This is a genomic window from Pseudomonas sp. S3E17 (assembly GCF_024168685.1).
GTDB classification, from domain to species: Bacteria; Pseudomonadota; Gammaproteobacteria; order Pseudomonadales; family Pseudomonadaceae; genus Aquipseudomonas; species Aquipseudomonas marginalis.
Map to the genome: position 1 here is coordinate 6,778,801 of NZ_JALJWE010000001.1, position 25,579 is coordinate 6,804,379.

Genomic DNA, 25,579 nt, shown 5'->3' on the forward strand with positions numbered 1-25,579 from the left:
GATTTAAGAAAGTGCTTGCCAGACATAAGGTCGCTCCGTAGAATGCGCGCCACACCGAGACGAAGGGTGATTAGCTCAGCTGGGAGAGCATCTGCCTTACAAGCAGAGGGTCGGCGGTTCGATCCCGTCATCACCCACCATTCGCTTCATGTGTTACGCGCAGCGGTAGTTCAGTCGGTTAGAATACCGGCCTGTCACGCCGGGGGTCGCGGGTTCGAGTCCCGTCCGCTGCGCCATATTCGGTAGCCTGGAACACTGAACGCCAGGTCACCACAGAAAGCCCGCTTAATCGCGGGCTTTTTGCTGTCCGGGATATGGCAAAAAATCGTGCGCTAAACTTTTTTTGAATAAATTGCATTTAAATCAAGACATTACGATTTTTTGGTGTATGATGCGCCCACACCGAAACGAAGGGTGATTAGCTCAGCTGGGAGAGCATCTGCCTTACAAGCAGAGGGTCGGCGGTTCGATCCCGTCATCACCCACCATTCGCTTCACGTGTTACGCGCAGCGGTAGTTCAGTCGGTTAGAATACCGGCCTGTCACGCCGGGGGTCGCGGGTTCGAGTCCCGTCCGCTGCGCCATATTCGGTCACCTGGCCCACTGAACGCCAGGTCACCACAGAAAGCCCGCTCATTGAGCGGGCTTTTTTTTGCCTGCGATTTGACCTTTCTGCGCCTTGCTGTCGCCCTGACGCTACCTGACCTTTTTCTTGCGTGGCTGGCGCGTGGCCAAGTGCTCGAAGCAAAAAGACGCAGTGCCGAACACGGCGATTATGGTCAGGACGATCATGCCTAGGGTTGAGCTTTCCACGATGGGCTTCCTACGTGATGGAGTAGGCGTCCACGATAGAGTTGCGGCGAAAGCGCCTCAATAGACCCGACGCAATCCTTACGACGCCGGGGCCATTGTTACGCACTCTTTACGGGGCGTTGCGGCTGTGGCGGTAATCGCTGACCGCTTCATACACCGCCTTGCGCAAGCGATTGATGCCACCGATGGGCCGATGCTCGGCTATGCCAAACCATGGGTTGAACGACTGGTTGTCGCACGCCAGGTTCTGCTCGGGCGTATCGAAGTCCTGGGCCGGGATCCGCACCTTGGCCACGCTCTCGTAGGGCGCATCGCTCTCCTTCCACTCGATGCTGGTGTCTTCGATCGGCATGAATTTCTGCGGGTTCTGCCGCTGGATCTGCAACACGAAACACGCCGGCACGCGGTCGGTGGACAGCTGCTGGCTCAAGGCGCTGCGCAGGAAGTTCGGCAGGTCCTGGTTCTGCTTGGGCAGGGCGTATTCCGGGCAGCTCTGTGGGTCGGGCGCCACACGGAACTTGGCATTGGCCGCGCCGAACTTGTAGGGCGATACCGAAAAATAGGTGGTCTGCGTCGGGCTGGCTGGTGCGGGTGCCAGGGTTGCCAGGGCGATAAACAGGTGACGCACCTGCCAGCTGCGCGGGTCGGCCTTGGGGAAGAACGCCAGGACTTTCTTGCCATCCGCCTGGGCGCCGATGTTCTGCGCGTACTCCGCCACATCGCTGACAAAGAAATTCGGGTGGCTGAACATCACGAAGTCCTGTTCCGTGCGGGCCTGCTGGTCGGCGAGCAATTGTTTACCCGGCACGTCCAGCAGCTTGAGCGCCATGCCCCGGGCATCGCGGATGCTGTCGAACTGCGGGTAGGCGTTGCCGTTGGACAAGCGCATCATGGCCTGCCAGGTCTTGCCTGGTTCGGCAAATACGCCCTGGCGCAACGCCGGGTCAAGATTGGCCAGCACACTGACTTCGGCTTTCACGCAACCATGGGCCTTGGCGTGGGCATCGCGCAGGTAGCGCGTGCCTTCGCGATGCTGGTCAACGATGCGCACGGCGGTCTGGATAATGCCCTGGGTCATTGCCGCTTCACCCGCAGGGATCTGCTCGTCCGGCGACACCGGCCCGCTGTGCTGCCAGGCAAACCAGGCCGTGCTCGCCAGCCAGCCGAGCAGGCCCAGGCCGACAAGCCACAGCAGGGTCTTGCCGAGAAACCGGCCAAGGCGCAGCCACAGGCGGGCTAGCAGGGAAGGTTGGTCGTATCGAGATCGGATCATCATGGCAGTTGTTGCTCCAGCGGGCCGCCCAGCACTTTGAGGTATTCCAGCAGTGCCCAGCGTTCCTGCGGCAGCAAGCTGCGGCCGATAACGCCATTGCCACGCTTGCCGGCACGGAATTCGTGGCCGCTGTTGTGGTTGCCGGTGAGTTTGGTATCGAACAGGAAGGCATTCTTGAACGCTGCGGTCTCAAAGCCCAGGTGACGCGGGTCATAGTTGAAGGTGCCTTTATAGAAGGTGGTGCTGCGTTCATCCTGAGGCGAGAGCAACTGGTAGATCGTCGGCACCGAGCCGTTGTGCAGGAACGGCGGGGTCGCCCATACACCGGCCAGCGGGCGGGCCTTGTAGGCACGCAACTCGCGCACGCCAATGGGCAGGCCGTAGCCATCCAGGCGCGGGCGCTCGGCCGGGGTGACGCCGGCGGCGCGGTAGGCGTGGTCTTCGACGAAGGCGGTGACGTAGGCCAGGCCCTTGGCCACGGACATTTTCTTCAGGTCCAGCGGCTCGGTGGGGGTGGGGTGCAGTTCGACATTGAGCTTGGCCAGTTCCGCCGGGTCCCACTGCAGGGCGCTGAGGTCATAGCGCTGGTCGGCAATGTTGCTGGCGGTACCGGGGTCGGTGCCGATGTACTCCACCGGCAGCATTTTCAGCTGCTGCACCGGGCGGCCATGTTCCTCGGTGACGGCCGGCACATGGCAGCCGGCGCAGTTCTCGGCGAACAGCGCACGGCCCTGGGCGGCGAGGGGCTTGTCGACGGGGCCGAACAAATCCTCGGGCCAGGTCGGTGGTTTGAGGCGTTGCAGGGTTTCTTCGATCCGGTTGAGGTCACGCACCCTGACGCTCGACGGGTAGCGCGCATCGCCCTGAAGCGGTTGGCCGGCGGCGTCGAAAAAGCTCAATGTCGCGCCTACACCGAGGGCTTCACCGATATTGCGCGCCATGGGTTGCTGGGCCGAACCGTTCCATTGCACCCAGTCGAAGGTCCAGATGTCCCACAGTTGCGGGTAGTCCACCGGCGCATTGGCGACGCGGTAGTTGTCTGGCGAAATGGCATCGCCAAAGCTGGCATTGGCGATTCGGCCAAAGGCGTCGGTGCGGCCCGGGCCTTCTTCGGTGGGGTAGAGGCCGCGATGGGTGTCGTTCCAGGCGACCTTGAGGAACTGGTTCAGCGACTGTTTGAAGTCCTCGCGCAACTGGCTGTGCTCGGCGTCGTAGCGATCCCCCAGCACCTGGCGGGCAAACCGCTCGAATTTCCAGGGGTTGTAGTAGGTGACGGCGAGGCTGGCGACCAGGGCCTGGCCGAAACTGCCACCGCGCAAGGTGGGTACGCTGGAAGGCAGTACGTGTTGGGCCGAGCCGCCGTCGATACGCAGGGCCTGGCCCTTGAAGTGCAATTCGCCGGTATGGCAGGCGGCGCAGGTAATATCCAGGTATTCGACGTTACTGTCGGCGTTTTTGTGCCGGGCGAATCCCACGGGCAGGTTGCCGGGGTTTTGCGTAGTGGGCACCTGCTTGGGGTCCACCAGGAAACCGAAGCGCGCCAGATACTCCGGCGTGGCAAAACGCCGCTCGGAGAACGGCAGTTCCAGGGCGGTGAACCAGTTGTAGTGCAGGCCTTTTACTTGGGTGCCCTGGGGCGTGAAGTAATAGGTCTGGCGGTCGGCGGCACTCCATTGGTCCTGGTAGTGCACCTGCTCCACCGGCACGTAGTCGGGCAGCCTGGGGTTGACGGTGTAGTACAGCACCACGGCCAGGATCAGGCCCAGCGCGATGAGTATCAGCAGTAAAACACGGGAAAAAATGCGCAAGATGGCTATCCTTGTCTCGGCCTTGTCGAGTGGTCGCGTTGTTATGCCACTACGCCACGGGTGCGGCAAGTGGCCATGAGTCAGATGAGAGACGGTCCCGCGATCCGTCGCGGGCTCCCATAATGAATGAAAATGCTTTTAAACACGTGAACTTATCGGAAGTTTCCTGCTCACATGCCGGTAGCCATTGGTCGTGGCCGCCTGATAAGCTCGCGACTTTATTCGAATGCCCTTTTGGCGCATGAACAAGGAAATAGCATGAAACAGCATCGGTTGGCGGCGGCGGTGGCCCTGGTTAGCCTGGTACTTGCGGGTTGTGATTCGCAGACCAGCGTAGAGCTGAAAACCCCGGCGCAGAAAGCTTCCTACGGCATCGGCCTGAACATGGGCAAAAGCCTTGCTCAGGAAGGCATGGATGACCTGGATTCCAAAGCGGTAGCCCAGGGCATCGAAGATGCCGTCGGCAAGAAAGAGCAGAAGCTCAAAGACGACGAACTGGTTGAAGCGTTTGCCGCACTGCAGAAGCGTGCTGAAGAACGCATGACCAAAATGAGCGAAGAGTCGGCAGCCGCCGGCAAGAAATTCCTCGAAGACAACGCCAAGAAAGACGGCGTAGTCACCACCGCTTCCGGCCTGCAGTACAAGATCACCAAGAAAGCCGACGGCCCACAGCCTAAGCCGACTGACGTGGTGACCGTTCACTACACCGGCAAGCTCACCAACGGCACCACCTTTGACAGCTCCGTGGATCGCGGCAGCCCGATTGACCTGCCCGTCAGCGGCGTGATTCCTGGTTGGGTCGAAGGCCTGCAACTGATGCACGTTGGCGAGAAGGTCGAGTTGTACATCCCGTCCGACCTGGCCTACGGCGCCCAGAGCCCGAGCCCGGCAATCCCGGCCAACTCGGTGCTGGTATTCGACCTGGAACTGCTGGCCATCAAGGACCCAGCCAAGGCTGAAGCCCCTGCTGTACCTGCCGCCAAGAAGTAATCGGCGCCTGAACACACAACGCCCCGTCTTGACGGGGCGTTGTTGTTTCCGGGGTTTTCAAAATCAGTGCCTGTAGACATCCGATCGAACGCCCGTACGCTGTAACAGTCTGATGTAAGACTCGAGTACGGGTATCGGCACATCTGCGCCAAGTCAATGAATTCTTGGGTTTTTTTGATGTGCGCAAAAAACGCCCGATCTGACTGGAAGCCTTGTAGACCGTGGCTTTCAGCCGGTAAAACAGGCTCTGTTCACAAGGTTATCCACAATTTGTGTGGATAACCTTTCTGTTTGATGGAACTGGAGTGACAGATGAAACCACCCTTCAATTTCACCCGTTTCCTGCCCATGGCTGCACGCTTGCTGGGCCGTGGACGTTTGCCGACCCTGCTGTTTGCTGTCGCCGCCAAAGGCTCCAGCCAGGGCAACCGCCTGGGTAAGCTCAAGGATGATCTCAAACTGCTTCAATCCCTGTGCCTGGCCTACTGGCGTGGCGAGTACCGGGCCATCAGCCCAAAGGCGCTGATCTCTGTGGTGGCGGGGTTGATGTATTTCCTCAGCCCGATTGATGCGATCCCGGACTTTATCCCCATGTTCGGCATGCTCGACGACATCGCCGTACTGGCGTGGGTCATGAAGACCCTGGAAGGCGAACTGAGCGCGTTTCGCGCCTGGCGTGACGCACAGCGCCCGGAAAAACTTGCGGTGGTTGAGCGCTTGCCTGCGACCCCGGCATTGCTGGCCAAGGAAAACCCGCAAAAAAACGGATGACGTGGCTATCCCCCTGCGACCTTTGTGGCTGTTAGGATTACACTCCTAAGGAAAGAGCTTACTCAGTAAGTGCAGTTATCCTACGGGGCGGTCATGGATATTCAGATAATTTCACGCAATGGCGAACCCGAGTATGCGGTGTTGCCATGGGATCAGTACCAGGCGCTGCTAAAAGCCGCCGGTCAGCAACAGCCTTCACCGACGCCTTCTCCTACTGCCCAAGCCGCACCTGACCAGGATTTGCGCCCGCTCGCAGACCTGCGCGGCTTGCGTGAAGCCAAGGGCCTGGCGATTGAAGCGTTGGCCCGCACCGTGGGCATCAGCCCCTCGTATCTCGGATTGATCGAAAGTGGTGAACGTCAGCCGGATGCCGCAATCCGCCGCAGCCTGGCCTGGGAATTGGGCGTTACAGGGTGGAGGGATGAATCTTGAGCCTACGTATCAGTCGTCAACATTGGGATGGGTTACTTAACGAACTGGACCAGGCGCGCCGCCAGCGCCATCTGCTGACCTACCGGGCACTGTTGGAGCGCCTGCAGTTTCCGACGCCGGCGATGCAAACCCTGGCCGCTGCCTTGGAGCACCTGGCGGCGCTAGACGCCAAGGCCGAGCAACCGTTGCGCAGTTCCCTGGTGATCAGCCAGGGCGCCAGTCGCCTGCCGCGTACCGGGTTCTTTGAATGTGTGGAGCGCCTGGGGCGTTTCAGCGGGCCGTCCGATGGCGTGGCCGCCGCCTCCTGGCATGCCTCGGAAGTGGTGCGGGTGTTCGAATACGAGTATCCGGAGTCTGCCGAGGCTTAAAGCGCCTGGGCCAGGATGTCCATGCTGTCGATCACATGGATGCTGTAGCCGGCCATGTCCTTGGCATGGTGTTTGGCCTGTGAGGCCAACTCTGCCAACTGGCTGGCATCGAGTTGTCCACAGGCCTGTGGATACAAATGCACCACCCCGATCGACAGTGACAGCAACGCAAACTCCTGGCGTACGCCCTGGCGGTTCAGTGCCACGAAGCAGCCGGCGTCGAGGTGCTCGGCGCGGTAGAAGCGCCGGCACTGGGTATGGAAATCGTCCAGCAGCTGGTTGAGCCGCTTGCGCCAATCCTGTGGCCCCAATACCAGCAGAAAGTCATCGCCACCGATATGCCCGACAAAGTCGCGGCTGGGATCGACCCGGTCGTTCAGGCACTGCGCCAGGCACAGCAACACCTCATCCCCACGTCCGTAGCCGTAGATGTCGTTGAACGGCTTGAAGCTGTCGATATCCACGTAGCAGATCACCGACTCCCGCTGTTGCTGCAACAGCCGCGTCAGGCACTGCTGGATCGGCACGTTGCCGGGCAGCAGGGTCAGCGGGTTGGCATAGCGCGCCTGCTGGATTTTCAGTTCGGTGATCAGCTTGAGTACATCGATTACCCGGCCCAGGCCCAGGTAGTCGCCATTGAGGGTGATGATGAAATCTTCTTCGATACGTTGCCGTGCGCGGCTGGTCAGCAGGCGGCTGACCTGTTGCAGCGACTGGCTCAACTCCACCGCCAGAAAATCCGTACTCATCAGCCGGCTGATGGGCTTGCGTGCAAACAGGTCGGTGGCAAACGGCTTGAGCAGCGCATCCGACAGCGAATGCCGGTGCACAATCCCCACGGGGTGGCCGCGCCCATCCAGAACCGCCAGGGAGTTAAGGTTGGCCTGGCGGCGGAAGGCTTCCAGCACCTGGGCGGTCGCAGTGTCCTGATCGACCGCCGGTTGTTCGTTGAGCAGGGCGCTGAGGTCGCCGGCCTCTTCGCTGAGGGCCACATTGGCCTGGTCGGGCTTGGGCAGCATCTGGCGCGCTTCCTGTGGCGGCTGCTCCTGTGGACGGCAGAGCAGGTAACCCTGGACCAGGTCGACGCCCATCTCGGTCAATACCGCCAGCTCTTCCGGCAATTCGATGCCCTCGGCGATTACCTGGGCCCGTGAGGCCCTGGCAATCTGCAGGATAGAGCCGACAAACTCACGCTTGAGCGCATCCTGATGGATACCGTCGATAAAGTGGCGGTCGATCTTCACGTAATCCGGGCGCAGCTCCGACCACAAGCGCAGGCTGGAATAGCCGGCACCCAAGTCATCCAAAGCAATCGAAAAGCCCATGTTGCGGTAATGGTGCAGGGCGGTTTGCAGCAGGTCGAAATCGTCGGTGGGGGTCTGCTCGGTGAGTTCGATCACCACCTGGCTCGGCGGAATGCCGAAGTCGCGCAGCAATTGCAGGGTGCGGCCCGGTTGATGAGCGGTCTCCATCAAGGATTCCGGCGAGACATTCAGGAACAGCTTGCCCGGCAGCTTTTGCTCGCTGAAGCGGCGGCAGGCGCTTTCGCGGCAGGCCATTTCCAGTTCGCTGAGGCGTCCGGCGTGGCGCGCCACCGAGAACAGCGCGATGGGGGAGTGCAGCGGGCTGTTCGACGGGCCGCGGCTGAGGGCTTCGTAGCCAAGGATGCGCCGTTCCGACAGACAGATAATGGGTTGGAACAGGCTGTGCAAACTGCCTTGAGCCAGGATAGAGCCCAATGCACTCAGCTGTTCGGTCATAGTCATGGCGATCTCGATCGAAAAAAAAGGACCGCGGGCGTTACGCCGACGGTCCTTCATTTCACGACAGAATGATGTCTATATGATGACACTCCAAGGAGCGATCACATTAAATCGCCATCATTTACTGCTTGGCCACCTGTTTGGTGATTTTCAGGTAGTCCAGCAGGATCCGGCCGCTCTCGGCCAGGTAAGCGTCGTCTTCCGGCTTGGTTTTATCCGCTTCGGTCGGCAGCGCATCCTCGTCTTCTTTCTTCAGCTCCTTGAGGGGTTCTTCACCCTTGGCCTTGCGGCGGATGTTTTCCAAGGCAAGTTGCTTGTTTTCGATGTCGGAGTGCTGTGCACGACGGTCCACTTCATTGAGGCTGACGGTTTTTTCTTCCATCAACTTCTTGGCCAGGGCCAGCTTGTCGCGGATGAACACAAACTCGGCATCCTTGGCAGAGCGGGTATCGTGGTCAGCCTTCAACTGCGCGAGGAACGGCTTGAACGGGTCCGAGGCCGGCTTGATCGCAGGACGAATGGTGTCCCACGGCATGGCTTCCGGCAGGGCGCTTTCGCCGATTTCCTTGGTGTCGATGATCGACGGGAAATCGATGTCCGGCAGTACGCCCTGATGCTGGGTGCTCTGCCCGGAAACCCGGTAGAACTTGGCCAGCGTCAGTTTGAGCTCGCCATGGTTCAGCGGCTGGATGGTCTGCACGGTGCCTTTGCCGAAGGTCTGGCCGCCGATGATCAGCGCGCGGTGGTAGTCCTGCATGGCACCGGCGAAAATCTCCGACGCCGACGCCGACAGACGGTTGACCAGCAACGCCATCGGGCCTTTGTAGAAGGCACCCGGGTTCTCGTCTTCGAGCACGTCGACACGGCCGTCAGCGTTGCGTACCAACACGGTCGGGCCCTTGTCGATAAACAGGCTGGTCAGCTCGGTGGCTTCCTGCAGGGAGCCGCCGCCGTTGTTGCGCAGGTCGATGACCACGCCGTCGACTTTTTCCTTCTGCAGCTCGGTAAGGATTTTCTTCACGTCGCGGGTGGTGGACTTGTAGTCCGGGTCGCCGGCTCGGAAGGCCTTGAAGTCCAGGTAGAAGGCCGGGATTTCAATCACGCCCAGCTTGTAGTCCTTGCCATCCTGCTTGAGGTTGAGGACTTTCTTCTGCACGGCCTGGTCTTCGAGCTTCACCGCTTCACGGGTGATGGACACGATCTTGCTGGTCTGGTCGTTCGGTGCATTGGTGTGCGGAATCACTTCCAGGCGCACCACGCTGCCTTTTGGCCCACGGATCAGCTTGACCACTTCGTCCAGGCGCCAGCCGACCACATCGACCATCTCTTTGTCGGCCTGGGCCACACCGATGATCTTGTCGGCAGGCGCCACCTGCTTGGTCTTGTCTGCCGGACCGGCCGGCACCAGACGCACGATCTTCACCTGGTCATTGTCGCTTTGCAGGACGGCACCGATGCCTTCCAGGGACAGACTCATGTTGATATCGAAGTTTTCCGCGTTATCTGGCGACAGATAATTGGTGTGCGGATCGTAGGACATCGCGAAGGTATTGATGTAGGCCTGGAAGATATCTTCTGCGCGGGTCTGGTCCAGGCGCGCCAGTTGATTCTTGTAGCGCTTGGTCAACAGTTCCTGGATGGCCTTGGGCTCTTTGCCGGCGATCTTCAGTCGCAGCACTTCGTCCTTGACGCGTTTGCGCCAGAGGTCGTCGAGGGCGGCGGTGCTGGTCAGCCAAGGCGCGTCCTTGCGGTCCACCAGAAGGGTTTCCTTCTGGGTGAAGTCGAGCTTGTCGACACCCTTGTCCAACTCACCCAGGGCGAAGTCCAGACGCGCTTTCACGCGATCCAGGTAGCGCTTGTAGATGGTGAAGCCGGGCTGCAGGTCGCCGCTCTTGAGGAAGTCGTCGAACTGTGTCTTCCACTTGTCGAACTCAGCGATATCGCTGGCCAGGAAGTAGCTGCGCGACGGATCCAGCAGCTTGAGGTAGCTGTCGTAGATGATCACCGAGCGGGCGTCGTCCAGCGGCGGCTTGCTGTAGTGATGACGCTTGAGCAACTCGACGACGTTAAGGCTGGCAATCACCTCATCGCGGTCCGGCTGAAGGTTGTCCCAGCTGTTGGCTGCGAGCGTATTGGTCGACATCGACGCGAAGCCGATACCAATGAAAAGAGCGAGGGCGGTGCTGGGGAACAGATGCTTCATGCTGATTCGACGCGGGGGCAATTGATAACGCATATTAGGCCGTCTTTGAAGTTGCCGGTTCCATAGGGGCCGGTCGCATAATGCAAAAAGCCCGGCGCTACTGCTACGGGCTCAGTCCAGACTCACTATGGAGGCACTGTGAAAGCATTGCAAGGCGTTGAAGGTCATGTGGAGTGGTTGGACGAACCCAGTCCTACATGTGATGTAGGCCAAGTTCGCATTCGCGTGGCGGCTGCGGGCCTTAATCGCGCCGATTTATTGCAGCGTGCGGGGCTCTATCCGCCACCGCCTGGCGCCAGTGCCGTGCTGGGCCTGGAGTGTTCCGGGGTGATCAGCGAAGTGGGCCCGGGTTCGTCCTGGCAGGTGGGCGATCGCGTCTGTGCGTTGCTGGCCGGTGGCGGCATGGCCGAAGAAGTGGTGGTGGATGCACGTCATGTGCTGCCGGTACCGGAAGGTCTGTCGCTGGTCGAAGCGGCGGCGCTGCCGGAGGTGTACAGCACCGCGTGGCTCAATCTGTTCCAGCTGGCGGGCCTCAAGCCCGGTGAGAAAGTGTTGCTGCACGCCGGCGCCAGTGGCGTGGGCTCGGCGGCCATCCAGCTGTGCAAGGCATTTGGCAGCCCGTGCTGGGTCAGCGTCGGCTCGGCGCAGCGCCTGGCCTACTGTGAAGACCTGGGCGCCCAGGGCGGCGTAGTACGCACTGACGGTATCGAAGGGCTGCGGGATTTCGGGCCATTCGATGTAATCCTCGATCCGGTCGGCGGCAACTACGCCGCGCTGGACCTCAAGCTGCTGGCGCTGGACGGTCGCTGGGTGTTGATCGGCTTGATGGGCGGCCGCGAGGCGCAACTGGATCTGGCCCAGGTGCTGGCTAAGCGTGTGCAACTGCTGGGTTCGACCCTGCGCAGCCGTGACGATCAGTTCAAGGCCGACCTGTTCAGCGACCTGAGCCAGCATGTATGGCCGTTGTTTGCCGAAGGGCGCCTGAGCCCGCAATTGGCCAGGACGTTCCCGATCAAGGATGCCGAGGCGGCGTTTGCGGAGCTGGCGACTAACCAGATTGCCGGGAAGCTGGTGTTGGTGATTGACGAAAGCCTGACCTGAGCCCGGATTGGAATAGGGTCGATGTGGGAGGGGCGGTGCGACGCTTCGACTTGCCCCTCCCACATTTGATTGGATTTCAAGTCGGGATAGGCGGTGTCAGACCCAGTGGTGGATTGGCCAGCCGGCCTTCTCGGCATGCTCGCGCAATACCGGATCCGGGTTCACCACCTGCGGGTGATCCACCTTCAACAGCAACGGTAAGTCATTGCGTGAATCCGAATAGAAATACGCGCCGTCCAGCGTCTCACCTTCCTGCTCCAACCATTCCAGCAAACGCGTGATCTTGCCTTCGCGGTAGGTCAGTACACCGACGGTACGGCCGCTGTACACGCCATGACTTACTTCCAGTTCAATCCCCAGCACCTCATCAATGCCGATACGCGCCGCAATCGGTTTCACCAGGTGCGTACCCGAGGCGGAGATCACCAGGATCCGGTCGCCGTTGGCGCGGTGGCGGGCGATGGTCCTGGTGGCGTCGCTGTAGATCAGCGGTTCAATCACATCCTCGACCCATGGCTCCACCAAATGCTCGATTTCCTCCGGGGTGCGGCCGATCATCGGTTCCAGGCTGAAGTCCATGAAGTCTTCCATGGCCAGCTCGCCTCGGCTGTAGGCGTCCATCAGCTCGTTGTTCCTGTCCATGAACGACGCCGGGTCGACCCAGCCCAGGCGCCCCATCTGTTCGCTCCAGAGGGTGGCGCAGTCGCCATGGATCAGGGTGTCGTCCAAATCAAAAATTACCAATGCCATCCGTTACGCTCTCTCAAGATTCACTGCTGCTGCTCAGGCTACTTCACACAGCGCACTGGGGTCGATGGAAAGTGCCAGGCGCTGGCCGTCCGGGTGCAGATCGTCCGCCGAGCGGTTTAGCACGTCCACCACCAATTCCACGCCACGGGCTTCGATACGGTAGCGGATCACGTTGCCCAGCAGGCTGTGGCTGCGCACCAGCGCGTCGAGTTCGCCGTTGCGGCTCAGTTCGATGGCCTCCGGGCGAATCGCGATGCGCCCGCTGATCGGGCGTTGCAGCAGTTGGCTGGCCTTGTCGGCGTCCAGCAGGTTGTAGTTGCCGATGAAACCGGCAGCGAATACATCCACCGGTGCGGTGTAGAGGGTCTCCGCATCGCCGCTTTGCACGATCTTGCCCTGGTTCATCAGGAAGATGCGGTCCGACATGGTCAGGGCTTCTTCCTGGTCATGGGTCACGAAGATCGTGGTCAACCCCAGTTCGCGCTGGATCTGGCGAATCTGTTCGCGCAGGTGCTTGCGAATCCGTGCATCCAGCGCCGACAGCGGCTCATCCAGCAGCAACAGGCGCGGGCGGGTGACCAGGGAGCGGGCCAGGGCTACACGTTGGCACTGGCCGCCGGACATCTGGTGCGGGTAGCGGCCGGCCAGGTCCTTGAGTTCCACCAGTTGCAGCACTTCCTGCACGCGCTTGTGGCTGTCATCGGCGTTGACCTTTTGCATGCGCAGGCCGAAGGCGACGTTCTGTTCCACGGTCATGTTGGGGAACAGCGCATAGCTCTGGAACACCATGCCGACGTTGCGTTTCTGTGGGCTCAGCGGAACGATGTCCTGGCCGTCCAGCAGGATTTTCCCACTGTCCACCGCGGTCAGGCCGGCGATGCAGCGTAGCAGGGTGGACTTGCCGCAACCGGATGGGCCGAGCAGGGTGACGAACTCACCCTTGGCGATTTCGCAGTTGATATCACTGAACACCGGGGTGCCGGCGTAGCCTTTTTGCAGATGTTGGACGCTGACGAAGCTCATTGGCTTTTGTCCTTGTTCAAGATATTGGCGGCCCAGGTCAGCACCAGCACAAAGAAGAAATAGGAAATCACGACGGCGCTGGTGAAGTGGCCGCTGCTGTTGCGCATGTTGTTCAGGTACACCTGCAGGGTTTCGTAGCGAGTGCCCACGAGGATATTGGCGAACACGAACTCACCGAACAGGAACGAGAACGACAGCAGCAGCGCCACCATCAGGCCTTTGCGCAGGTTGGGCAGCACCACGAAGAGCGCGGCCTGCCAGGTGCTGGCGCCGAGCAGTTGCGAGGCATCCATCAGGTCGCGCAGGTTGATGGCTTGCAGGTTGTTGGTGATCGCCCGGTACATGAACGGCAGCGCCACGGTGAAGTAGCAGCCGATCAGGATCCACGGCGTGCCCACCATCGCCAACGGCCCGGAACCGTACAGCTGCAGAAGGCCCACCGACGACACCACCGGCGGTACCGCGAAGGGCAGCAGGATCAGGATGTTCATCAAGGCGTCGAGCCTGGGAAAGTGGTAATGCACCACGAACAGCAGCGGCAGAATCAACACCACCGACAGGATCAGCGCGCCCACGCACACCAGCAAGGATTGCCCGAAGGCCATCAGGAAGCGTGGGTCGCTCCATAGCTGCACATACCATTTCACCGTGAAGCCCGCCGGCAGAATGGTTGCCGACCAACTGCTGGCAATGGAGTAGACGAAGGTGCCGATCAGCGGCAGCACCAGGATCGCGAACAACAGGTACACCACCACGCGGTGGTAGAGGGAGGCCGGGCCGGCTTCAGCGCGAGACATGGTAGCTCCTCTTGAGCAGCAGTTGATGGACCACGGTGACCACGGTCATCAGCGCCACCAGCACCACGGCCAGGGCGCTGGCCATGTTTGGATCGAGGGATACATCCCCCGACACCAGGCCGGCGATACGAATCGGCAGCACGTTGAAGTTACCGGTGGTCAGGGCGTAGACCGTCGCATAGGCACCCAGGGCATTGGCCAGCAGGATCACGAACGTGCCCAGCAGCGCTGGCGTGAGCACCGGCAGGCCGATATGCCGCCAGAACTGCCAGCCATTGGCGCCCAGTAACGCAGCGGACTCGCGCCAGTCTTCGCGCAGGGCGTCAAAGGCCGGGTAGAGCAGCAGCACGCCGAGGGGGATCTGGAAGTAGGTGTAGAGGATGATCAGGCCGGTCTTGGAGTACAGGTTGAAGTCCTGAATGATCCCGGCCTGCTTGAGCATGATGGTGATGCTGCCGTTGAACCCCAGCAGGATGATGAACGCGAAGGCCAGGGGCACGCCGGCAAAGTTGCTGGTCATGTTGGCGAAGGCGGTGACGAAGTTGCGCAGCGGCGAATCCACCCGGCGCAGGGAGTAACTGCCCAGCGTGGCGATGATGATGCCGAAGATGCTCGAGTAGAAGCTGATCTCCAGGCTGAACTGGATGGCCTGCAGATAGAACTTCGAACTGAAGATGCGCGTGAAGTTGTCCAGCCCCCAGCCGGTGTCTTCGGTCTGCAGGCTATTGATCAGCACCCACACCAGCGGGGCGATTTCGAACACGATAAAGAACAGTGCGAAAGGCACCAGGCACAGGAGGGCCAGCCATTTGCCGCGGGATATTGAACTCACTTCAGTAACTCCCGGCACACGGGTTTGTCGTGGGGTACGCCCAGCAGTTCGCAGACCGTGCCGCACAGCTCGGTCTGTTTCGGTGCGGCGTGGGTGTCCAGGCTGAAGGCATCGCCGAGCACGAACAGCGGCACTTCCCGTTCTTCCGGCAGCAAGCCGTTGTGGGAGCGGTCGTTGTTCATGCCGTGGTCGGCGGTCACCAGCACCTGGTAACCCGCATCCAGCCAGGCTTGCAGGTAGTCGGCCAGGATGATGTCGGCCGAACGTGCGCTGTTGCGGTACTGCGGCGTGTCGAGGCCGTGCTTGTGGCCGGCGTCGTCGATGTTCATCGGGTGCACCACCATGAAGTCCGGCGCGTGCTTGAGCCGCAGACTTTCGGCGTCGGCAAACAGGTGGGAGTCCGGGTAGTGGTCATTCCAGTAGAAATGCCCGTGCTGGATCGCCAGCGCTTTGTCGTCGGTATGACGATCCCGTGCGGCGAGAAAGGGCGTGCGGTTATACAACTCGCTGACCCAATGGTAAGCCGCCGCTGCGGTGGTAAGGCCGGCGTCGGTGGCGTAATGGAAAATGCTGCGCTGGTTGGACAGGCGCGAGACGTTATTGTGGACGATGCCGCTGTGGATCGGTGGCACGCCGGTGAGGATGCATTCGTACAACGGGCGGGACAGGGCGGGCAGTTCACATTCCAGCTTGTAGAGGGCTGCGCGTCCTGCGCCGACATAGGCCTGCAAGTGCCCCATGGCGTGCCTTGCAACCTCGAAGTTCAGGCCGTCGAGCACGACAAGGATGACGGGGTGCTTCATGGGGGGCGACGCTCCGCAATGATTGACTTGGCTCAATTCCTCTGGAGGAACGGGGTCAAAAATGTGGGAGGGGGCTTGCCCCCGATAGCGGTGTGTCATTCAACGAATTTGTTAGCTGATCCACCGTCATCGGGGGCAAGCCCCCTCCCACATTGGATCTCCACTGGAGCTCCAATGTGGGATAAACCCTTACTTCATCTCTACGATGACCTGCTCGTTCCACAGTTGCGGCAGCTTCTTGGAAGTCGCTTCCCAGGCATCGGCATCCTTGATCGGCTGCGGGTTGGCCTTGGTGTACTGCTCGCCCGGGATCAGGTTCTTGGCGATGTCGGCCGGCAGTTTCAGGTCGGTTTCGGCACGGATCGGACGTGCGTTGCCACGGGCCAGGTTGAGTTGGCCGGCGTCGCTGAAGATGTATTCGCGGGTCAGCTTGGCGGCGTTCGGGTGCTTGGCGTATTTGTTGATGATGGTGGTGTAGCCGGATTTCACCGAGCCGTCCGATGGGATCAGCACCACGTAGTCATCCGGGTTGGCCATCTTGGCTTTGTAGCTCAGGCCGTTGAAGTCCCAGACGATACCCACTTCGACTTCGCCTTTTTCCATGGTGGCGATGGTCGGGTTGGACAGGCCGAGGCGACCTTGCTGGGCGATCTTGGTGAAGAATTGCAGGCCCGGGGCGATGTTCTTTTCATCGCCTTTATTGGCGATGGCGGCGGCGAGTACGGCGTTGGAGGCCTGGGCCGCAGTGCTTACGTCACCCACCGAGACTTTGTATTTGCCGGTTTGCAGGTCCGCCCAACTGGTAGGGACTTCGGAGCCGTGCAGCAGCTTCTTGTTGACGATGAACGCGATGGTGCCGGTGTAGGCCAGGGCCCAGTGACCGTCCTTGTCTTTCGCCCAATCCGGCACCGAGGCCCAGTTGGACGGCTTGTACGGCTGGGTGACTTCCTGCTTCACCGCGATCGGGCCGAAGGCGGCGCCTACGTCGCCGATGTCGGCGCTGGCGTTGTCTTTTTCGGCCTTGAACTTGGCGATTTCCTGGGCCGAACTCATGTCGGTGTCGATGTGCTTGAGGCCGTAGGTCTTGGCCAGGTCTTCCCAGGTGCCTTTCCAGTTGGCCCAGTCATCGGGCATGCCGACGCTGTTGACGGCACCTTCCGCTTTCGCGGCGGCTTCCAAGGTTTTTAGATCGGTATCAGCGGCCATGGCGGCGGTGCACATGGCAATGGTCGAGCCTAACAGTGATGCCAGGAAAAGCTGTTTCATCCGAAGCTCCTTTGGGCGTTTTCAACGCGGCGGTGTTTTCTATGGTGTTGTTGGTCTAGGTCAGAGCAATACCTGAGCCAATCTAGACGCGATGGATGACAGTTTCATGTCGATGTCGTTTTTAAAACCTTGATGTCGCTCAGCGCAGACTTAGCGTAGACCATGCTCAAGTGCCCGTAGCGACTGGACTTGGCCGATGTATTGCAGGGTGTGGTGCAGGGACGGGGCAGGGACTGTCATCTGTCGGTCATCAGGAGTGCCTAGGCTGGCAAGCAGTCGTGCAAGCCCACTTATGCAGCGGTTTGTGCACCTGAACAGTGCTGGTCTAGTCCAGATAGGTAACGTTGATGCGTGATGAGGCAATCAAGGCGGTGACATCCATCGGGCTGGCGCTGCAAGAGCAGATCGACCACGGCCTGTTGGCGCCTGCAAGCAAGCTGCCTGCCGAGCGCAAGCTCAGCGAGTTGTTTGGTACCACTCGAATTACCGTGCGGGAAGCCTTGTTACAACTGGAGGCTCAAGGGCAGATTTATCGCGAGGAGCGCCGGGGCTGGTTCGTCTCGCCGCCACGCCTGGCCTACAACCTGATGCAGCGCAGCCACTTTCACGCCATGGTCAACGACCAGGGACGAGTGGCATCCACCGAAGTGATCAGTGCGCGACTGCAGCCGGCCTCGGCCGCGGTGTGTGCGTGGTTGCAGCTGCCGGCGTTGTCCAGCGTGATCCAGATCTGCCGGGGACGGCGGATTGACGGGCGGCTGGTGTTGTATGTGGAGCACTACCTGAACCCGCAGTATTTCCCGGGGATTCTCGAGTGCGACCTGAATCAGTCGATGACCGAGTTGTATGCGCGCAAGTACGACTTGCACTACGGGCGGGTGCGCTTCGAGATCGTGCCGACCTCATTGCCGGTGGAAGCTGCGGCGGCATTGCGCGTGTCGGTGGGCAGCCCGGGCTTGCGGATCGCCCGGGTCAATTATGACCAGTACCAGCGCTTGATCGACTGCGACCTGGAATTCTGGCGGCATGATGCGATTCATGTCGGTGTGGATGTGGTGTGATCGGGGGGCCTCCTGTAGGAGCGAGCTTGCTCGCGAAAGATGTCAACGATGACGCGGGAGGCCTGGCTCCCCGCAGCGCCCTCAGGTTTTTCGAGAGCAAGCTCGCTCCTACAGTGAGTGCACCGTGAGTGCCTTGATCACTTGGTCCACATTGCTCTCCAGCTCCGATACCGGGTCCGCGCCGTCTACGTTCAACACCAGCAGCGTTGAACCGCCTGCCGTGATGGCGGCTTTCACTGCGTCACTCGGCTGGCGATGATGCAGCACCACGGCCACGTCGTTGTCCTTCAGCTCGGTACTGAGCTTCTGTAACGCCTCAGGCGTCCAATCGGCGTCGGGCCGGGCATCGGTGCTGAGCAGTTCGAGATTCAAACTGCTGATCAGATAGGCAAAGTGATCGCTCAAACTGACCACACTCAGGTTGTCCGCCTTGGCCAGTCGCGCCTCGCTGTCGGCGCTGAGCTTGAGCAGGCGTTGCTTGAGGGCGGCCAGGTTGGCGTCGATCTTCGCCTTGGCGCCCGGTGCCAGGCGGCTCAGGTCGGCGGCCAGGACATCGGCCATGCGCCCCAGGTTGTTGCTCGATTGCCACGGCTGGCTGTTCAAGCCGTCGGCGACGCCAGGTTGCACGGCGATCCCCGGCAGGCCGCCATCCACCGGGCGTGCCGCATCGATTTCGACGATACGGATATTGCTGCGCCGTGCCACGGGGTAGAGCGGGTCATCGGCCCACAGCGAGCGCACGCCGATGGCAGCGTCGGCGTCCTGGGCCAGGGTGTTCAATGCCGGCGCGCCACGGCCGGTAAAGTACGACACCTGCCGCGAGCCCGGCAGGTTGGCCGGGGCGGCGCGTTCAAGCTGCACGTCGGTGCCCTTGAGCAGCACCTGCGCCAGGCCGTAGGTGATCGGCAGCGAGGCCAGGACTTTGACCGGTTTTGCCGCGTGAGCAGCAGGTTTGCCCACGTCGGCCGCCATCAGCGGCGTGGTGATCAAGCAAGCGATGGCCAGGGCCAGAGGTTGAAGAACGGAGCGCATTATCCAAGGTTCCCTTTAAGGCTGGGCACGGTGCCCCGCGCGACGGCGGCAAGGGCGAAAGCGATACCGGCCATCAGGATGATCGCGGCACCGGAGGGGATGGGCAGGTCGAAGATGATCGGCAACAGGATCCCGCACAGGGTGCTGACGGTGGCGATCACCACCGAGATCCAGAAGAAGCCTTTGAGCGACTGGCTCAGCAGGCGTGCCGCCGCAGCCGGGATCACCAGCAGTGCGCCCACCAGGATGGCGCCGATGACCTTGACTGCCGCCACGGTGATCAGCGTCACCAGGATCACGAACAGGTAGTCCAGGGTCTTCACCGCCACACCACGCACCGCCGCCAATTGCGGGTTGAAGCTGGCGAGCATGATGCGGTTGTACAGCGGCAGCGCCAGGGCCATTACCAGTGAGCCGACAATCGCCAGCACCAGCAGGTCGTTACCGTTGACCGTCAATACCGAACCGAACAGCACGTTCTCGAGGATATGCACGTTGATCTTGCCCGCCAGGATCAGCAGCAGGCTGGCGCCCAGCGCCAGGGACACCGACAGGAACACGCCGATCAAGGTGTCCGGTGCCAGGCCCGTACGGTTGCGCAGGTAGTTGAGCAGGATGCCGAACAACAGGCAGTAACCGAACAGGCTGCCATAGGGCCCGGTGTAGGGCTCACCCAGCAGGATGCCCACGGCCACGCCGGTCAGTGCGGCATGGCCGACCGCTTCGGAGAAAAACGCAAAGCGCTTGACCACCACCAGCGTGCCCAGCCCGCCCAGCACCGGGCCGATCAGCAGGCCGGCGAGCAGGGCGTTGACCACAAAACCATAGGCCAGTGCCTCCGGCAGGTAACCGGACGAGGCCCAGCCCTGGACCATCAGGCGAAACGCTTCATAACTCATGGCGCCGGGCTCCGCGGATGGGTAGAGAACAGGGTCAGCAGGCGCTCCGGGGTCAGCGCCTCTTTCGGCGTGGCGTCGAACAGCAGGCGGCGGTTCAGGCCGGTGACGCGGTCGGCCAGGCGGCCCACGGCTTCCAGGTCGTGCTCGATCCACAGCACGGTGATGCCGGCCAGGCGCCAGTCATTGAGCAGCCGTTCGAACACCTGGATGCCCGCTTCGTCGAGGGCCGACATCGGCTCATCCAGTACCAGCAGTTGCGGCGCCGGAATCAACCCTTGGGCCAACAACACCCGCTGGCGCTCACCGCCGGACAGCGCGCCCATGCGCCGCTTGCGCTTGTCCTGCATGCCGACCCGCTCCAGCGCCTCGCCAATCGCGGCGGCGTAATGTTTGGACAACCCCAGGAACGCCGGGCGCCGCTGGCACATGGCGGCCATGAAATCGTCGACCGTCATCGGCAGGCCCCGGTCGAACTCCAGCGCCTGGGGCACATAACCGATGGTGCCGGGTGTGCCCGGCCATTGCAGGCTCAGTTGCCCCTGGTGCGGTGTTTGCCCCAGCAGGGTCTTGATCAGCGAGCTTTTGCCGCCGCCATTCGGGCCCACCAGCGCATGAATACTGCCCGGCTGCACCTGGAAGCTCACGCCGTCGAGGATCACGGTGCGGCCCAGGGTCAGGGACACCTGGTTGAAGTCGAGGGTCGGGCCGACGCTCGCGACCTTAAGTTGCTGCGCTGCGGTCATGCCCCGGACTCCTGAATCGCCCGTACTACGGTGTTAAGGTTGCCGGTCATTTCCACTTCGTATTTTTCAGCGCTGTATTCGCCGTAGGAAATATGCGACAGCGGGTACAGCTTGACCCCGGATTCACGCTGGATGGTGTCGACGTAAGTGGACGGGAAATCCATCTCCGAGAAGATCACCTTGACGTCCAGGGCGCGCAGTTCGTCGATGGTCTTCTTCAACTGGCTGGGGCTCGGCTCGATCCCGTGGGCGGGTTCGACCACGGCCGTGACTTCCAGGCCGAACTCGCGCAGCAGGTAATCGTAGGCCGCGTGCACGGTGGCGACGCGCAGGTCCGGATTGGGGGCGCCGGTCAACTTGGCCAGGGCATCGGCACGCATCTGCCGCAGGCGTTTGCCGTAGGCACGGGCGTTCTGGGTGTAGGTCTTGGCATTGTCCGGGTCGAGCTTGCCCAGCTCGCGGGCGATGTTGTTGACCTGGGCAATCGATGCACTGATCGACAGGAAGGTGTGCGGGTTGACCACCTTGCCGGCACCGCGTGCGGCGTTGCCGGTGGCCGCCAGCAGCGGCACGTTGGCGTTGGCTTCGATCACCGGGATGTCCGGGCGCTCGCTGGTGGCGATCATGCGGTCGGCGAAATCGTCATGGCCGACGCCGTTGAGCACGATCACATCCAGGGTGCCGATGCGCTTGATGTCTTCGGCACGTGGCTCGTAGGCGTGGGGATTGAAGCCGGCCGGGATCAGCGGCACCACTTCGGCCTTGTCGCCGACGATATTGGCCACGTAGCTGTAATAAGGGTGCAGGGTGATGCCGATACGCAGGCGTTTAGCCGCTTCGGCATTCGCGAGGGGGGCGAGTATCAGGCTGAACAGGCCAACCAGAAACACGCGCAACAGGGGCGATGAAATAGACATGGGCAATCGGTCTTCTCGTTCAGTGACGGTGCTGGCGGGTGACGCCGGCATCGAATTGCGCGACCACCTGCTGCCAGCCGGCTGCGATCAGCGCCTGGTCAGTGAGGTCGGAGGGGGCGGCCAGGTGTGTGCTGCGGTTGAGCCAGATATCCGGCTCGCTGCCCTGTACGCGCATCAGCAGTGAACCGCTGGTGGTCGGCGTCTGGCTCAGTCCCAAGTAGGCCGAATTCGCCAACAACTGCCAGCGATGGTCGCCGCGGCTGACCGAACTGGCGTCCTGGGCAAAGGGCGCGAAGCCTTCTTCGGCCAGTTGCTCGGGGCCAGGCAGGGCGCTTTGCTCCTGCTGCAGCAAGTGGATTTCATCCAGCGTGACCCGCAGGTCGGCGTAGATGCCTTGTTCGGCGGCGCTCAGGTCGCGGCGGGCATCCAGCTGATGGCGGGGCAGCGTCGCGACTGCCTGGGTTTCACCGTGCAGCGCCACCACCGTACCGGCCACCGCGAGGATGATCAGGCACAGCAGCAGTACGTAGAGGGTTTCGTGGCCGGCACCGGCGGGGCGAACAACCTGTGTCGTACTCATTGAGGCTGGATATCCGCTTGGTCGATTTCCACCACGTGACCGGGGCCTGCATCAAACAGCACGTAGAACTCGGCGGTCGGTTTCTTGAAGGTCAGGGTGGAGTCCTGGCCGAGCTTGCCGGGCACCAGGATGGTTTCGTCATAGCCGATCACATCCAGGGTCACGCCGGGGGCACCGCTGCCGTCGGAGAAACCGCCTTTGCACTGGATCTGCTCGCCGGGGATTTCCTTGCATTCGCACATCGGGTTATGGGCAAAGACGGTGGTGCTGAAACCGGCGCACAGCAACAGCGCGGCGCGGGACAGGTGCTTGAACATCATGGTTTGACTCCTTGCTTGTTCAGCCAGGCAATGGTGGCAGGCGAGGCCTGGCTCAGCGGGATGGAACCCTGGTGCATGGTGCCGTCCCAGCCTTCCATGGTGACCCACAGTTCGGCGTCGACGGGGGTACGCTCCGGCACGGGCAGGCCCGCACCCATGCGATACGGGGTACCGAAGAAGATCACCCCGGCGGCACGCAGGCTGCGCGGCTTGCCGATGCGCAGGTACGTGGCCTTGACCTGGTCGGCGCAGGTGGCGCAGAGGGCGGCGTTGAAGGACTTCATCGGGCCGGCCGGGTCGGGGCGCGGGCCTTCATTGCGAAATTCGGCCAGCGTGAGGCTCCAGGGGCCGACCTGTACGTCGCCGGCCACCCGCTCGCCGATGCCGGTGTCGCCGCGAAACAGCGCGGCATCGGCGAAGTACTTGGGCATGAAGCCCAGCGGTACCAGCAACAGCAGGACATTGATGTGGAAACGCCATTTCAGCCAAAAGGTCCGCAACGGTGAAGGCGGGGTAGCTTTGGCGGACTTGCTCATGGGTTGGCCTCCGAGGTTTCAGACTGCATGGCCGGAATGGCTGCCGGCGCACGTTGTGTCTTGGCCTCACGCTTGAGAGCGTTGAGGGTGGCCAGGGCCGTGCGCTTGGTCCAGATCAACAGGCCGCTCAAGACCATCATGCTCAGCACAAGGCCGAAGAATGCCCAGATCAGCTTGATCCACAACCCGCCAAAGTCGCCGGTGTGCAGGGGGCGCATGGACTCGGTGACGAACTCCAGCTTGGTGCGGTCGGACAGCAGGTGCGACGAGGCGATTTCACCGTCATACGGGTTGATCTGAGCGGTCTGGAACATCAGCGGGTACCAGCCCCGCCCGCCGATTTGCAGGTGGCTGTAGGCATTGAGCGGCAGGCTCACGAAACTCGCCTCCAGCCCTGGGATACGTTGGGTGGCGATCGCGATCGCCTCATCCACCGGAATCATCGGCGCAGGCACGCCGGGGGCTGAGGTTGGGACTTTTTCGCGGGCGATCACCGGGACGATGGGCTCGCTGGAGATGGAGATCTGGTTGTCACCCAGGATTGCCTGGATCAGGAACCAAGTGCCAGTGATGGAAATCACCGCAATAAACCAGATCGACCAGATACCGCTCAGGCGGTGGAAGTCGCCCCAGAAAATCCGCGCGCCGTGGCGGATACGCAGGGTCGGCTTGAAAAAGCCTTTCCAGAAGCGTTTGTACACCACCAGGCCGGTGACCAGTGAGGCCAGCAACGGCAAGCCGAGCAGCGACACCAGGTACCAGCCCCAACTGAAGCCATTGGTAAACGGCACCAGCCACCAGCCGTGCAGGGCGCGGGTGAACTGACGGAAGTTGAACGACGGGCTGATGCCCTGGATCGCCCCCGTGTATGGGTTGACGTAGACCTCTACCGAGCGCCCGTCCGGGTAGCTGAGGTCGACGCTGAGGGCGAAGTGGGATTCATCCGGGCGGCTGATCGATTGGACGAAGACTTGGGGTTCGTCGCGCTTGATGGCGGCGATGACCCGGTCGTAGCTCAGTGGTTGCGCATCATCCGACGGCTTGCTCGCACGGATGTCCGGGTTGGCCAGCCACACGATTTCCTGGCTGACCACCGCCAGGGTGCCGGTGACGCAGACAATCAGTACAAAGAACCAGATGGGCAAGGCCAGCCAGCTATGGACGAGAAACCAGAGTTTTGAGCGTGACTTCTTCGACATGTGAAAGGGGGTCTTGATCAGAGGAGGGCGAGGGAGGCCCGGAAAAGGCCAGTCGTAGCTTTTGCTGACGCGACAGGCTGTATCTAAGTTAAGACGGATGAGAATGAGAAATCCCCAAGGTGGATATGAAAGAAAATGTTTCAGGTTCATATCCAGCGGGTTTTTACGGCGTGGGGGTATTCATGAAGTGGGGTAGGAGCCGGCGGACCGGCCCCGGTGCTCAGCCTTGCTTGAACATTTCCATGGCGCGCTGACGGATCTGTTCTTCGCTGAGGTCTTCCTTGCGGGTGGCGAGGTACCAAAGGTGACCGTATGGATCCTTCACGCTGCCCGAACGGTCGCCATAGAATCGGTCCTCTGGTTCGGACACCACGCTGGCGCCCGCTGCGACGGCTTGTTTGAACTGTGCGTCTACGTCGTTCACATAGAGATGCAAAGCGACACTGGTGCGTTCAGCCGGATTGCTCAGGGACATCTCATCGCAGGGCGTGCCCAGCATGATCGCTGAGTCACCAATGCGCAGTTCGGCATGGCCGACCCTGCCATCGGGCATGTCCAGGCGCGTGATTTGAGTGGCGCCGAAGGCCTTTTTGTAAAACTCGATAGCCTCTGAAGCTTTGTCGATGCCCATATAGGGCGTGACACTGTGATAACCCTCGGGAATCGGTTTAACGCTCATTTCGTTCTCCTTGATTGTGGTTGTGGAGGCACGGCCTCTTCACTATAGGCCATGCCCATCAAGGGCTCCGAGGGCCCCGACAAGGGGGCGTTCAGCCAGGCTCCAGCAATTGCGCCCCCGGCCCGCGCCCACCAAGCTGGTCATCCGGGTTGCGCAACGGGCACGCGTCCAGCGACAAGCATCCACACCCAATACAACCGGTGAGTTTGTCCCGCAGCAGCATCAGCTTATGGATGCGCTCATCGAGGTCTTCCCGCCACAGCGCGGACAACCGCTCCCAATCCTGAGCGTTGGGCGTGCGTCCTTCCGGCAACGTCTGCAATGCCTCGCCAATCGTCGCCAGTGGAATTCCCAGGCGCTGGGCGATCTTGATCACCACCACCCGACGCAGTACATCCCGTGGATAGCGTCGTTGATTGCCGGCATTGCGATGACTCTTGATCAGCCCCTTGGTTTCGTAGAAGTGCAGGGCCGTAACAGCTACACCGCTACGGGCTGCCAGTTGGCCGACGGTGAGCTCTTTGGTAACCATGAAAACTCCAATTAAGCGCTTGACCTTGACTTAACTAGAGGTTTTACCCTGCGTGGTATCGAATCACAAGATTCTGCCTACAGAGAAA

Annotated in this window: 26 protein-coding genes, 4 tRNA genes and 1 pseudogene; 11 read left to right on the plus strand and 20 right to left on the minus strand. The window is 61.4% G+C overall.

Annotation, left to right across the window (positions count from 1 at the left end; translation table 11 throughout):
* Nucleotides 1-64 precede the first annotated feature (64 nt).
* The 4 genes from J3D60_RS30895 (at nt 65) to J3D60_RS30910 (ending at nt 584) form a co-directional block, all read left to right on the plus strand.
* Nucleotides 65-140: transfer RNA gene (locus J3D60_RS30895), tRNA-Val, on the plus strand.
* A gap of 19 nt (nt 141-159) precedes the next feature.
* Nucleotides 160-236 (plus strand) — tRNA-Asp (locus J3D60_RS30900).
* A gap of 176 nt (nt 237-412) precedes the next feature.
* A tRNA-Val gene (locus tag J3D60_RS30905) sits at nt 413-488 on the plus strand.
* Between the two features lie 19 nt (nt 489-507).
* Nucleotides 508-584, plus strand: a tRNA-Asp gene (locus J3D60_RS30910).
* A gap of 338 nt (nt 585-922) precedes the next feature.
* On the opposite strand, the gene J3D60_RS30915 is transcribed toward J3D60_RS30910, so the two are convergent.
* Together J3D60_RS30915 and J3D60_RS30920 are read right to left on the minus strand one after the other, a co-directional pair.
* A complete protein-coding gene (locus tag J3D60_RS30915; RefSeq protein ID WP_253493887.1) occupies nt 923-2,089 on the minus strand; it encodes a catalase family protein in 1,167 nt (388 codons plus the stop codon).
* Nucleotides 2,086-3,894 (minus strand): di-heme-cytochrome C peroxidase, encoded by a 1,809-nt coding sequence (locus tag J3D60_RS30920; protein WP_253493888.1) that lies wholly within the window; start codon nt 3,892-3,894, stop codon nt 2,086-2,088. The genes J3D60_RS30915 and J3D60_RS30920 overlap by 4 nt, the downstream gene beginning before the upstream one ends.
* Nucleotides 3,895-4,152: 258 nt before the next feature.
* Here J3D60_RS30920 and J3D60_RS30925 point away from each other — a divergent pair, with 258 nt between their 5' ends.
* From J3D60_RS30925 to J3D60_RS30940, 4 genes are all read left to right on the plus strand, one after another.
* A complete protein-coding gene (locus tag J3D60_RS30925; protein ID WP_253493894.1) occupies nt 4,153-4,884 on the plus strand; it encodes an FKBP-type peptidyl-prolyl cis-trans isomerase in 732 nt (243 codons plus the stop codon).
* 312 nt (nt 4,885-5,196) lie between these two features.
* Nucleotides 5,197-5,655, plus strand: a complete 459-nt coding sequence (locus J3D60_RS30930; RefSeq protein ID WP_027607108.1) for a YkvA family protein — start codon at nt 5,197-5,199, stop codon at nt 5,653-5,655.
* A gap of 93 nt (nt 5,656-5,748) precedes the next feature.
* A complete protein-coding gene (locus J3D60_RS30935) occupies nt 5,749-6,087 on the plus strand; it encodes a multiprotein-bridging factor 1 family protein (RefSeq protein ID WP_253493896.1) in 339 nt (112 codons plus the stop codon).
* Nucleotides 6,084-6,455: a hypothetical protein gene (locus tag J3D60_RS30940; RefSeq protein WP_005786715.1), complete on the plus strand. Its 372-nt coding sequence runs from the start codon at nt 6,084-6,086 to the stop codon at nt 6,453-6,455. Before J3D60_RS30935 ends, J3D60_RS30940 begins: the two co-directional genes overlap by 4 nt.
* Here the strand turns inward: J3D60_RS30940 and J3D60_RS30945 are convergent.
* Nucleotides 6,452-8,221, minus strand: coding sequence for a bifunctional diguanylate cyclase/phosphodiesterase (locus J3D60_RS30945; protein WP_065939992.1), 1,770 nt, complete (start codon nt 8,219-8,221; stop codon nt 6,452-6,454). The genes J3D60_RS30940 and J3D60_RS30945 overlap by 4 nt on opposite strands.
* 118 nt (nt 8,222-8,339) lie before the next feature.
* On the minus strand, nt 8,340-10,421 hold the full coding sequence (locus tag J3D60_RS30950; protein WP_169898467.1) for a carboxy terminal-processing peptidase: 2,082 nt from the start codon (nt 10,419-10,421) through the stop codon (nt 8,340-8,342).
* 138 nt (nt 10,422-10,559) lie between these two features.
* Between J3D60_RS30950 and J3D60_RS30955 the strand changes: the two genes are divergently transcribed.
* Nucleotides 10,560-11,522: a zinc-binding dehydrogenase gene (locus J3D60_RS30955; protein ID WP_065939891.1), complete on the plus strand. Its 963-nt coding sequence runs from the start codon at nt 10,560-10,562 to the stop codon at nt 11,520-11,522.
* 96 nt (nt 11,523-11,618) lie between these two features.
* On the opposite strand, the gene J3D60_RS30960 is transcribed toward J3D60_RS30955, so the two are convergent.
* From J3D60_RS30960 to J3D60_RS30985, 6 genes are all read right to left on the minus strand, one after another.
* The gene (locus tag J3D60_RS30960) at nt 11,619-12,272 is read right to left on the minus strand and encodes an HAD family phosphatase (protein WP_065939890.1); all 654 of its coding nucleotides are present in this window, start codon (nt 12,270-12,272) and stop codon (nt 11,619-11,621) included.
* Nucleotides 12,273-12,305: 33 nt separating this feature from the next.
* Nucleotides 12,306-13,295 (minus strand): ABC transporter ATP-binding protein, encoded by a 990-nt coding sequence (locus J3D60_RS30965; protein WP_253493898.1) that lies wholly within the window; start codon nt 13,293-13,295, stop codon nt 12,306-12,308.
* Complete coding sequence (locus tag J3D60_RS30970; RefSeq protein WP_065939888.1) at nt 13,292-14,092, minus strand: ABC transporter permease; 801 nt, start codon at nt 14,090-14,092, stop codon at nt 13,292-13,294. The genes J3D60_RS30965 and J3D60_RS30970 overlap by 4 nt, the downstream gene beginning before the upstream one ends.
* On the minus strand, nt 14,079-14,924 hold the full coding sequence (locus tag J3D60_RS30975) for an ABC transporter permease subunit (RefSeq protein ID WP_027607116.1): 846 nt from the start codon (nt 14,922-14,924) through the stop codon (nt 14,079-14,081). The genes J3D60_RS30970 and J3D60_RS30975 overlap by 14 nt, the downstream gene beginning before the upstream one ends.
* Nucleotides 14,921-15,727, minus strand: a complete 807-nt coding sequence (locus J3D60_RS30980; protein ID WP_065939887.1) for an alkaline phosphatase family protein — start codon at nt 15,725-15,727, stop codon at nt 14,921-14,923. The genes J3D60_RS30975 and J3D60_RS30980 overlap by 4 nt, the downstream gene beginning before the upstream one ends.
* A 189-nt stretch (nt 15,728-15,916) precedes the next feature.
* Nucleotides 15,917-16,993, minus strand: a complete 1,077-nt coding sequence (locus J3D60_RS30985; RefSeq protein WP_027607118.1) for an ABC transporter substrate-binding protein — start codon at nt 16,991-16,993, stop codon at nt 15,917-15,919.
* Between the two features lie 347 nt (nt 16,994-17,340).
* On the opposite strand from J3D60_RS30985, the gene J3D60_RS30990 reads away from it, so the two are divergent.
* Both J3D60_RS30990 and J3D60_RS30995 read left to right on the plus strand, forming a co-directional pair.
* A complete protein-coding gene (locus J3D60_RS30990; RefSeq protein WP_253493899.1) occupies nt 17,341-18,054 on the plus strand; it encodes a UTRA domain-containing protein in 714 nt (237 codons plus the stop codon).
* Nucleotides 18,051-18,170 (plus strand): annotated as a pseudogene (locus J3D60_RS30995) (outer membrane lipoprotein carrier protein LolA); the annotation flags it as partial. The gene J3D60_RS30990 and the pseudogene J3D60_RS30995, both read left to right, overlap by 4 nt.
* Here J3D60_RS30995 and J3D60_RS31000 read toward each other — a convergent pair.
* From J3D60_RS31000 to soxR, 10 genes are all read right to left on the minus strand, one after another.
* Nucleotides 18,163-19,086 carry a zinc ABC transporter substrate-binding protein gene (locus tag J3D60_RS31000; protein ID WP_253493901.1) on the minus strand — a complete coding sequence of 308 codons (924 nt, stop codon included), beginning with the start codon at nt 19,084-19,086 and terminating at the stop codon, nt 18,163-18,165. The pseudogene J3D60_RS30995 and the gene J3D60_RS31000 sit on opposite strands and share 8 nt — an antisense overlap.
* A complete protein-coding gene (locus J3D60_RS31005; protein WP_115488150.1) occupies nt 19,086-19,985 on the minus strand; it encodes a metal ABC transporter permease in 900 nt (299 codons plus the stop codon). Before J3D60_RS31005 ends, J3D60_RS31000 begins: the two co-directional genes overlap by 1 nt.
* Nucleotides 19,982-20,728, minus strand: coding sequence for a metal ABC transporter ATP-binding protein (locus J3D60_RS31010; RefSeq protein ID WP_253493902.1), 747 nt, complete (start codon nt 20,726-20,728; stop codon nt 19,982-19,984). The genes J3D60_RS31005 and J3D60_RS31010 overlap by 4 nt, the downstream gene beginning before the upstream one ends.
* Nucleotides 20,725-21,645 (minus strand): metal ABC transporter substrate-binding protein, encoded by a 921-nt coding sequence (locus J3D60_RS31015; RefSeq protein WP_065924535.1) that lies wholly within the window; start codon nt 21,643-21,645, stop codon nt 20,725-20,727. Before J3D60_RS31015 ends, J3D60_RS31010 begins: the two co-directional genes overlap by 4 nt.
* A 19-nt stretch (nt 21,646-21,664) precedes the next feature.
* Nucleotides 21,665-22,225 (minus strand): DUF6162 family protein, encoded by a 561-nt coding sequence (locus tag J3D60_RS31020; RefSeq protein WP_065939882.1) that lies wholly within the window; start codon nt 22,223-22,225, stop codon nt 21,665-21,667.
* Entirely contained in the window at nt 22,222-22,545 is a 324-nt protein-coding gene (locus J3D60_RS31025; RefSeq protein ID WP_065939881.1) for a hypothetical protein, read from the minus strand. Before J3D60_RS31025 ends, J3D60_RS31020 begins: the two co-directional genes overlap by 4 nt.
* The gene (locus J3D60_RS31030) at nt 22,542-23,081 is read right to left on the minus strand and encodes a thiamine pyrophosphate-binding protein (protein ID WP_253493904.1); all 540 of its coding nucleotides are present in this window, start codon (nt 23,079-23,081) and stop codon (nt 22,542-22,544) included. Before J3D60_RS31030 ends, J3D60_RS31025 begins: the two co-directional genes overlap by 4 nt.
* Nucleotides 23,078-24,280: a PepSY domain-containing protein gene (locus tag J3D60_RS31035; protein WP_253493906.1), complete on the minus strand. Its 1,203-nt coding sequence runs from the start codon at nt 24,278-24,280 to the stop codon at nt 23,078-23,080. Before J3D60_RS31035 ends, J3D60_RS31030 begins: the two co-directional genes overlap by 4 nt.
* Nucleotides 24,281-24,500: 220 nt before the next feature.
* The gene (locus J3D60_RS31040) at nt 24,501-24,959 is read right to left on the minus strand and encodes a VOC family protein (protein WP_065939878.1); all 459 of its coding nucleotides are present in this window, start codon (nt 24,957-24,959) and stop codon (nt 24,501-24,503) included.
* A gap of 91 nt (nt 24,960-25,050) precedes the next feature.
* Complete coding sequence (soxR, locus tag J3D60_RS31045) at nt 25,051-25,491, minus strand: redox-sensitive transcriptional activator SoxR (protein WP_027607129.1); 441 nt, start codon at nt 25,489-25,491, stop codon at nt 25,051-25,053.
* Between the last annotated feature and the right edge of the window lie 88 nt (nt 25,492-25,579).

Bases quoted from the DNA above. Each gene is read 5' to 3' on its own strand.
- J3D60_RS30915 (WP_253493887.1), bottom strand. From the start codon at position 2,089: ATGATGATCCGATCTCGATACGACCAACCTTCCCTGCTAGCCCGCCTG.
- J3D60_RS30925 (WP_253493894.1), top strand. From the start codon at position 4,153: ATGAAACAGCATCGGTTGGCGGCGGCGGTGGCCCTGGTTAGCCTGGTA.
- J3D60_RS30930 (WP_027607108.1), top strand. From the start codon at position 5,197: ATGAAACCACCCTTCAATTTCACCCGTTTCCTGCCCATGGCTGCACGC.
- J3D60_RS30935 (WP_253493896.1), top strand. From the start codon at position 5,749: ATGGATATTCAGATAATTTCACGCAATGGCGAACCCGAGTATGCGGTG.
- J3D60_RS30945 (WP_065939992.1), bottom strand. From the start codon at position 8,221: ATGACTATGACCGAACAGCTGAGTGCATTGGGCTCTATCCTGGCTCAA.
- J3D60_RS30950 (WP_169898467.1), bottom strand. From the start codon at position 10,421: ATGAAGCATCTGTTCCCCAGCACCGCCCTCGCTCTTTTCATTGGTATC.
- J3D60_RS30960 (WP_065939890.1), bottom strand. From the start codon at position 12,272: ATGGCATTGGTAATTTTTGATTTGGACGACACCCTGATCCATGGCGAC.
- J3D60_RS30965 (WP_253493898.1), bottom strand. From the start codon at position 13,295: ATGAGCTTCGTCAGCGTCCAACATCTGCAAAAAGGCTACGCCGGCACC.
- J3D60_RS30970 (WP_065939888.1), bottom strand. From the start codon at position 14,092: ATGTCTCGCGCTGAAGCCGGCCCGGCCTCCCTCTACCACCGCGTGGTG.
- J3D60_RS30980 (WP_065939887.1), bottom strand. From the start codon at position 15,727: ATGAAGCACCCCGTCATCCTTGTCGTGCTCGACGGCCTGAACTTCGAG.
- J3D60_RS30985 (WP_027607118.1), bottom strand. From the start codon at position 16,993: ATGAAACAGCTTTTCCTGGCATCACTGTTAGGCTCGACCATTGCCATG.
- J3D60_RS30990 (WP_253493899.1), top strand. From the start codon at position 17,341: ATGCGTGATGAGGCAATCAAGGCGGTGACATCCATCGGGCTGGCGCTG.
- J3D60_RS31000 (WP_253493901.1), bottom strand. From the start codon at position 19,086: ATGCGCTCCGTTCTTCAACCTCTGGCCCTGGCCATCGCTTGCTTGATC.
- J3D60_RS31005 (WP_115488150.1), bottom strand. From the start codon at position 19,985: ATGAGTTATGAAGCGTTTCGCCTGATGGTCCAGGGCTGGGCCTCGTCC.
- J3D60_RS31010 (WP_253493902.1), bottom strand. From the start codon at position 20,728: ATGACCGCAGCGCAGCAACTTAAGGTCGCGAGCGTCGGCCCGACCCTC.
- J3D60_RS31015 (WP_065924535.1), bottom strand. From the start codon at position 21,645: ATGTCTATTTCATCGCCCCTGTTGCGCGTGTTTCTGGTTGGCCTGTTC.
- J3D60_RS31020 (WP_065939882.1), bottom strand. From the start codon at position 22,225: ATGAGTACGACACAGGTTGTTCGCCCCGCCGGTGCCGGCCACGAAACC.
- J3D60_RS31025 (WP_065939881.1), bottom strand. From the start codon at position 22,545: ATGATGTTCAAGCACCTGTCCCGCGCCGCGCTGTTGCTGTGCGCCGGT.
- J3D60_RS31030 (WP_253493904.1), bottom strand. From the start codon at position 23,081: ATGAGCAAGTCCGCCAAAGCTACCCCGCCTTCACCGTTGCGGACCTTT.
- J3D60_RS31035 (WP_253493906.1), bottom strand. From the start codon at position 24,280: ATGTCGAAGAAGTCACGCTCAAAACTCTGGTTTCTCGTCCATAGCTGG.
- J3D60_RS31040 (WP_065939878.1), bottom strand. From the start codon at position 24,959: ATGAGCGTTAAACCGATTCCCGAGGGTTATCACAGTGTCACGCCCTAT.
- soxR (WP_027607129.1), bottom strand. From the start codon at position 25,491: ATGGTTACCAAAGAGCTCACCGTCGGCCAACTGGCAGCCCGTAGCGGT.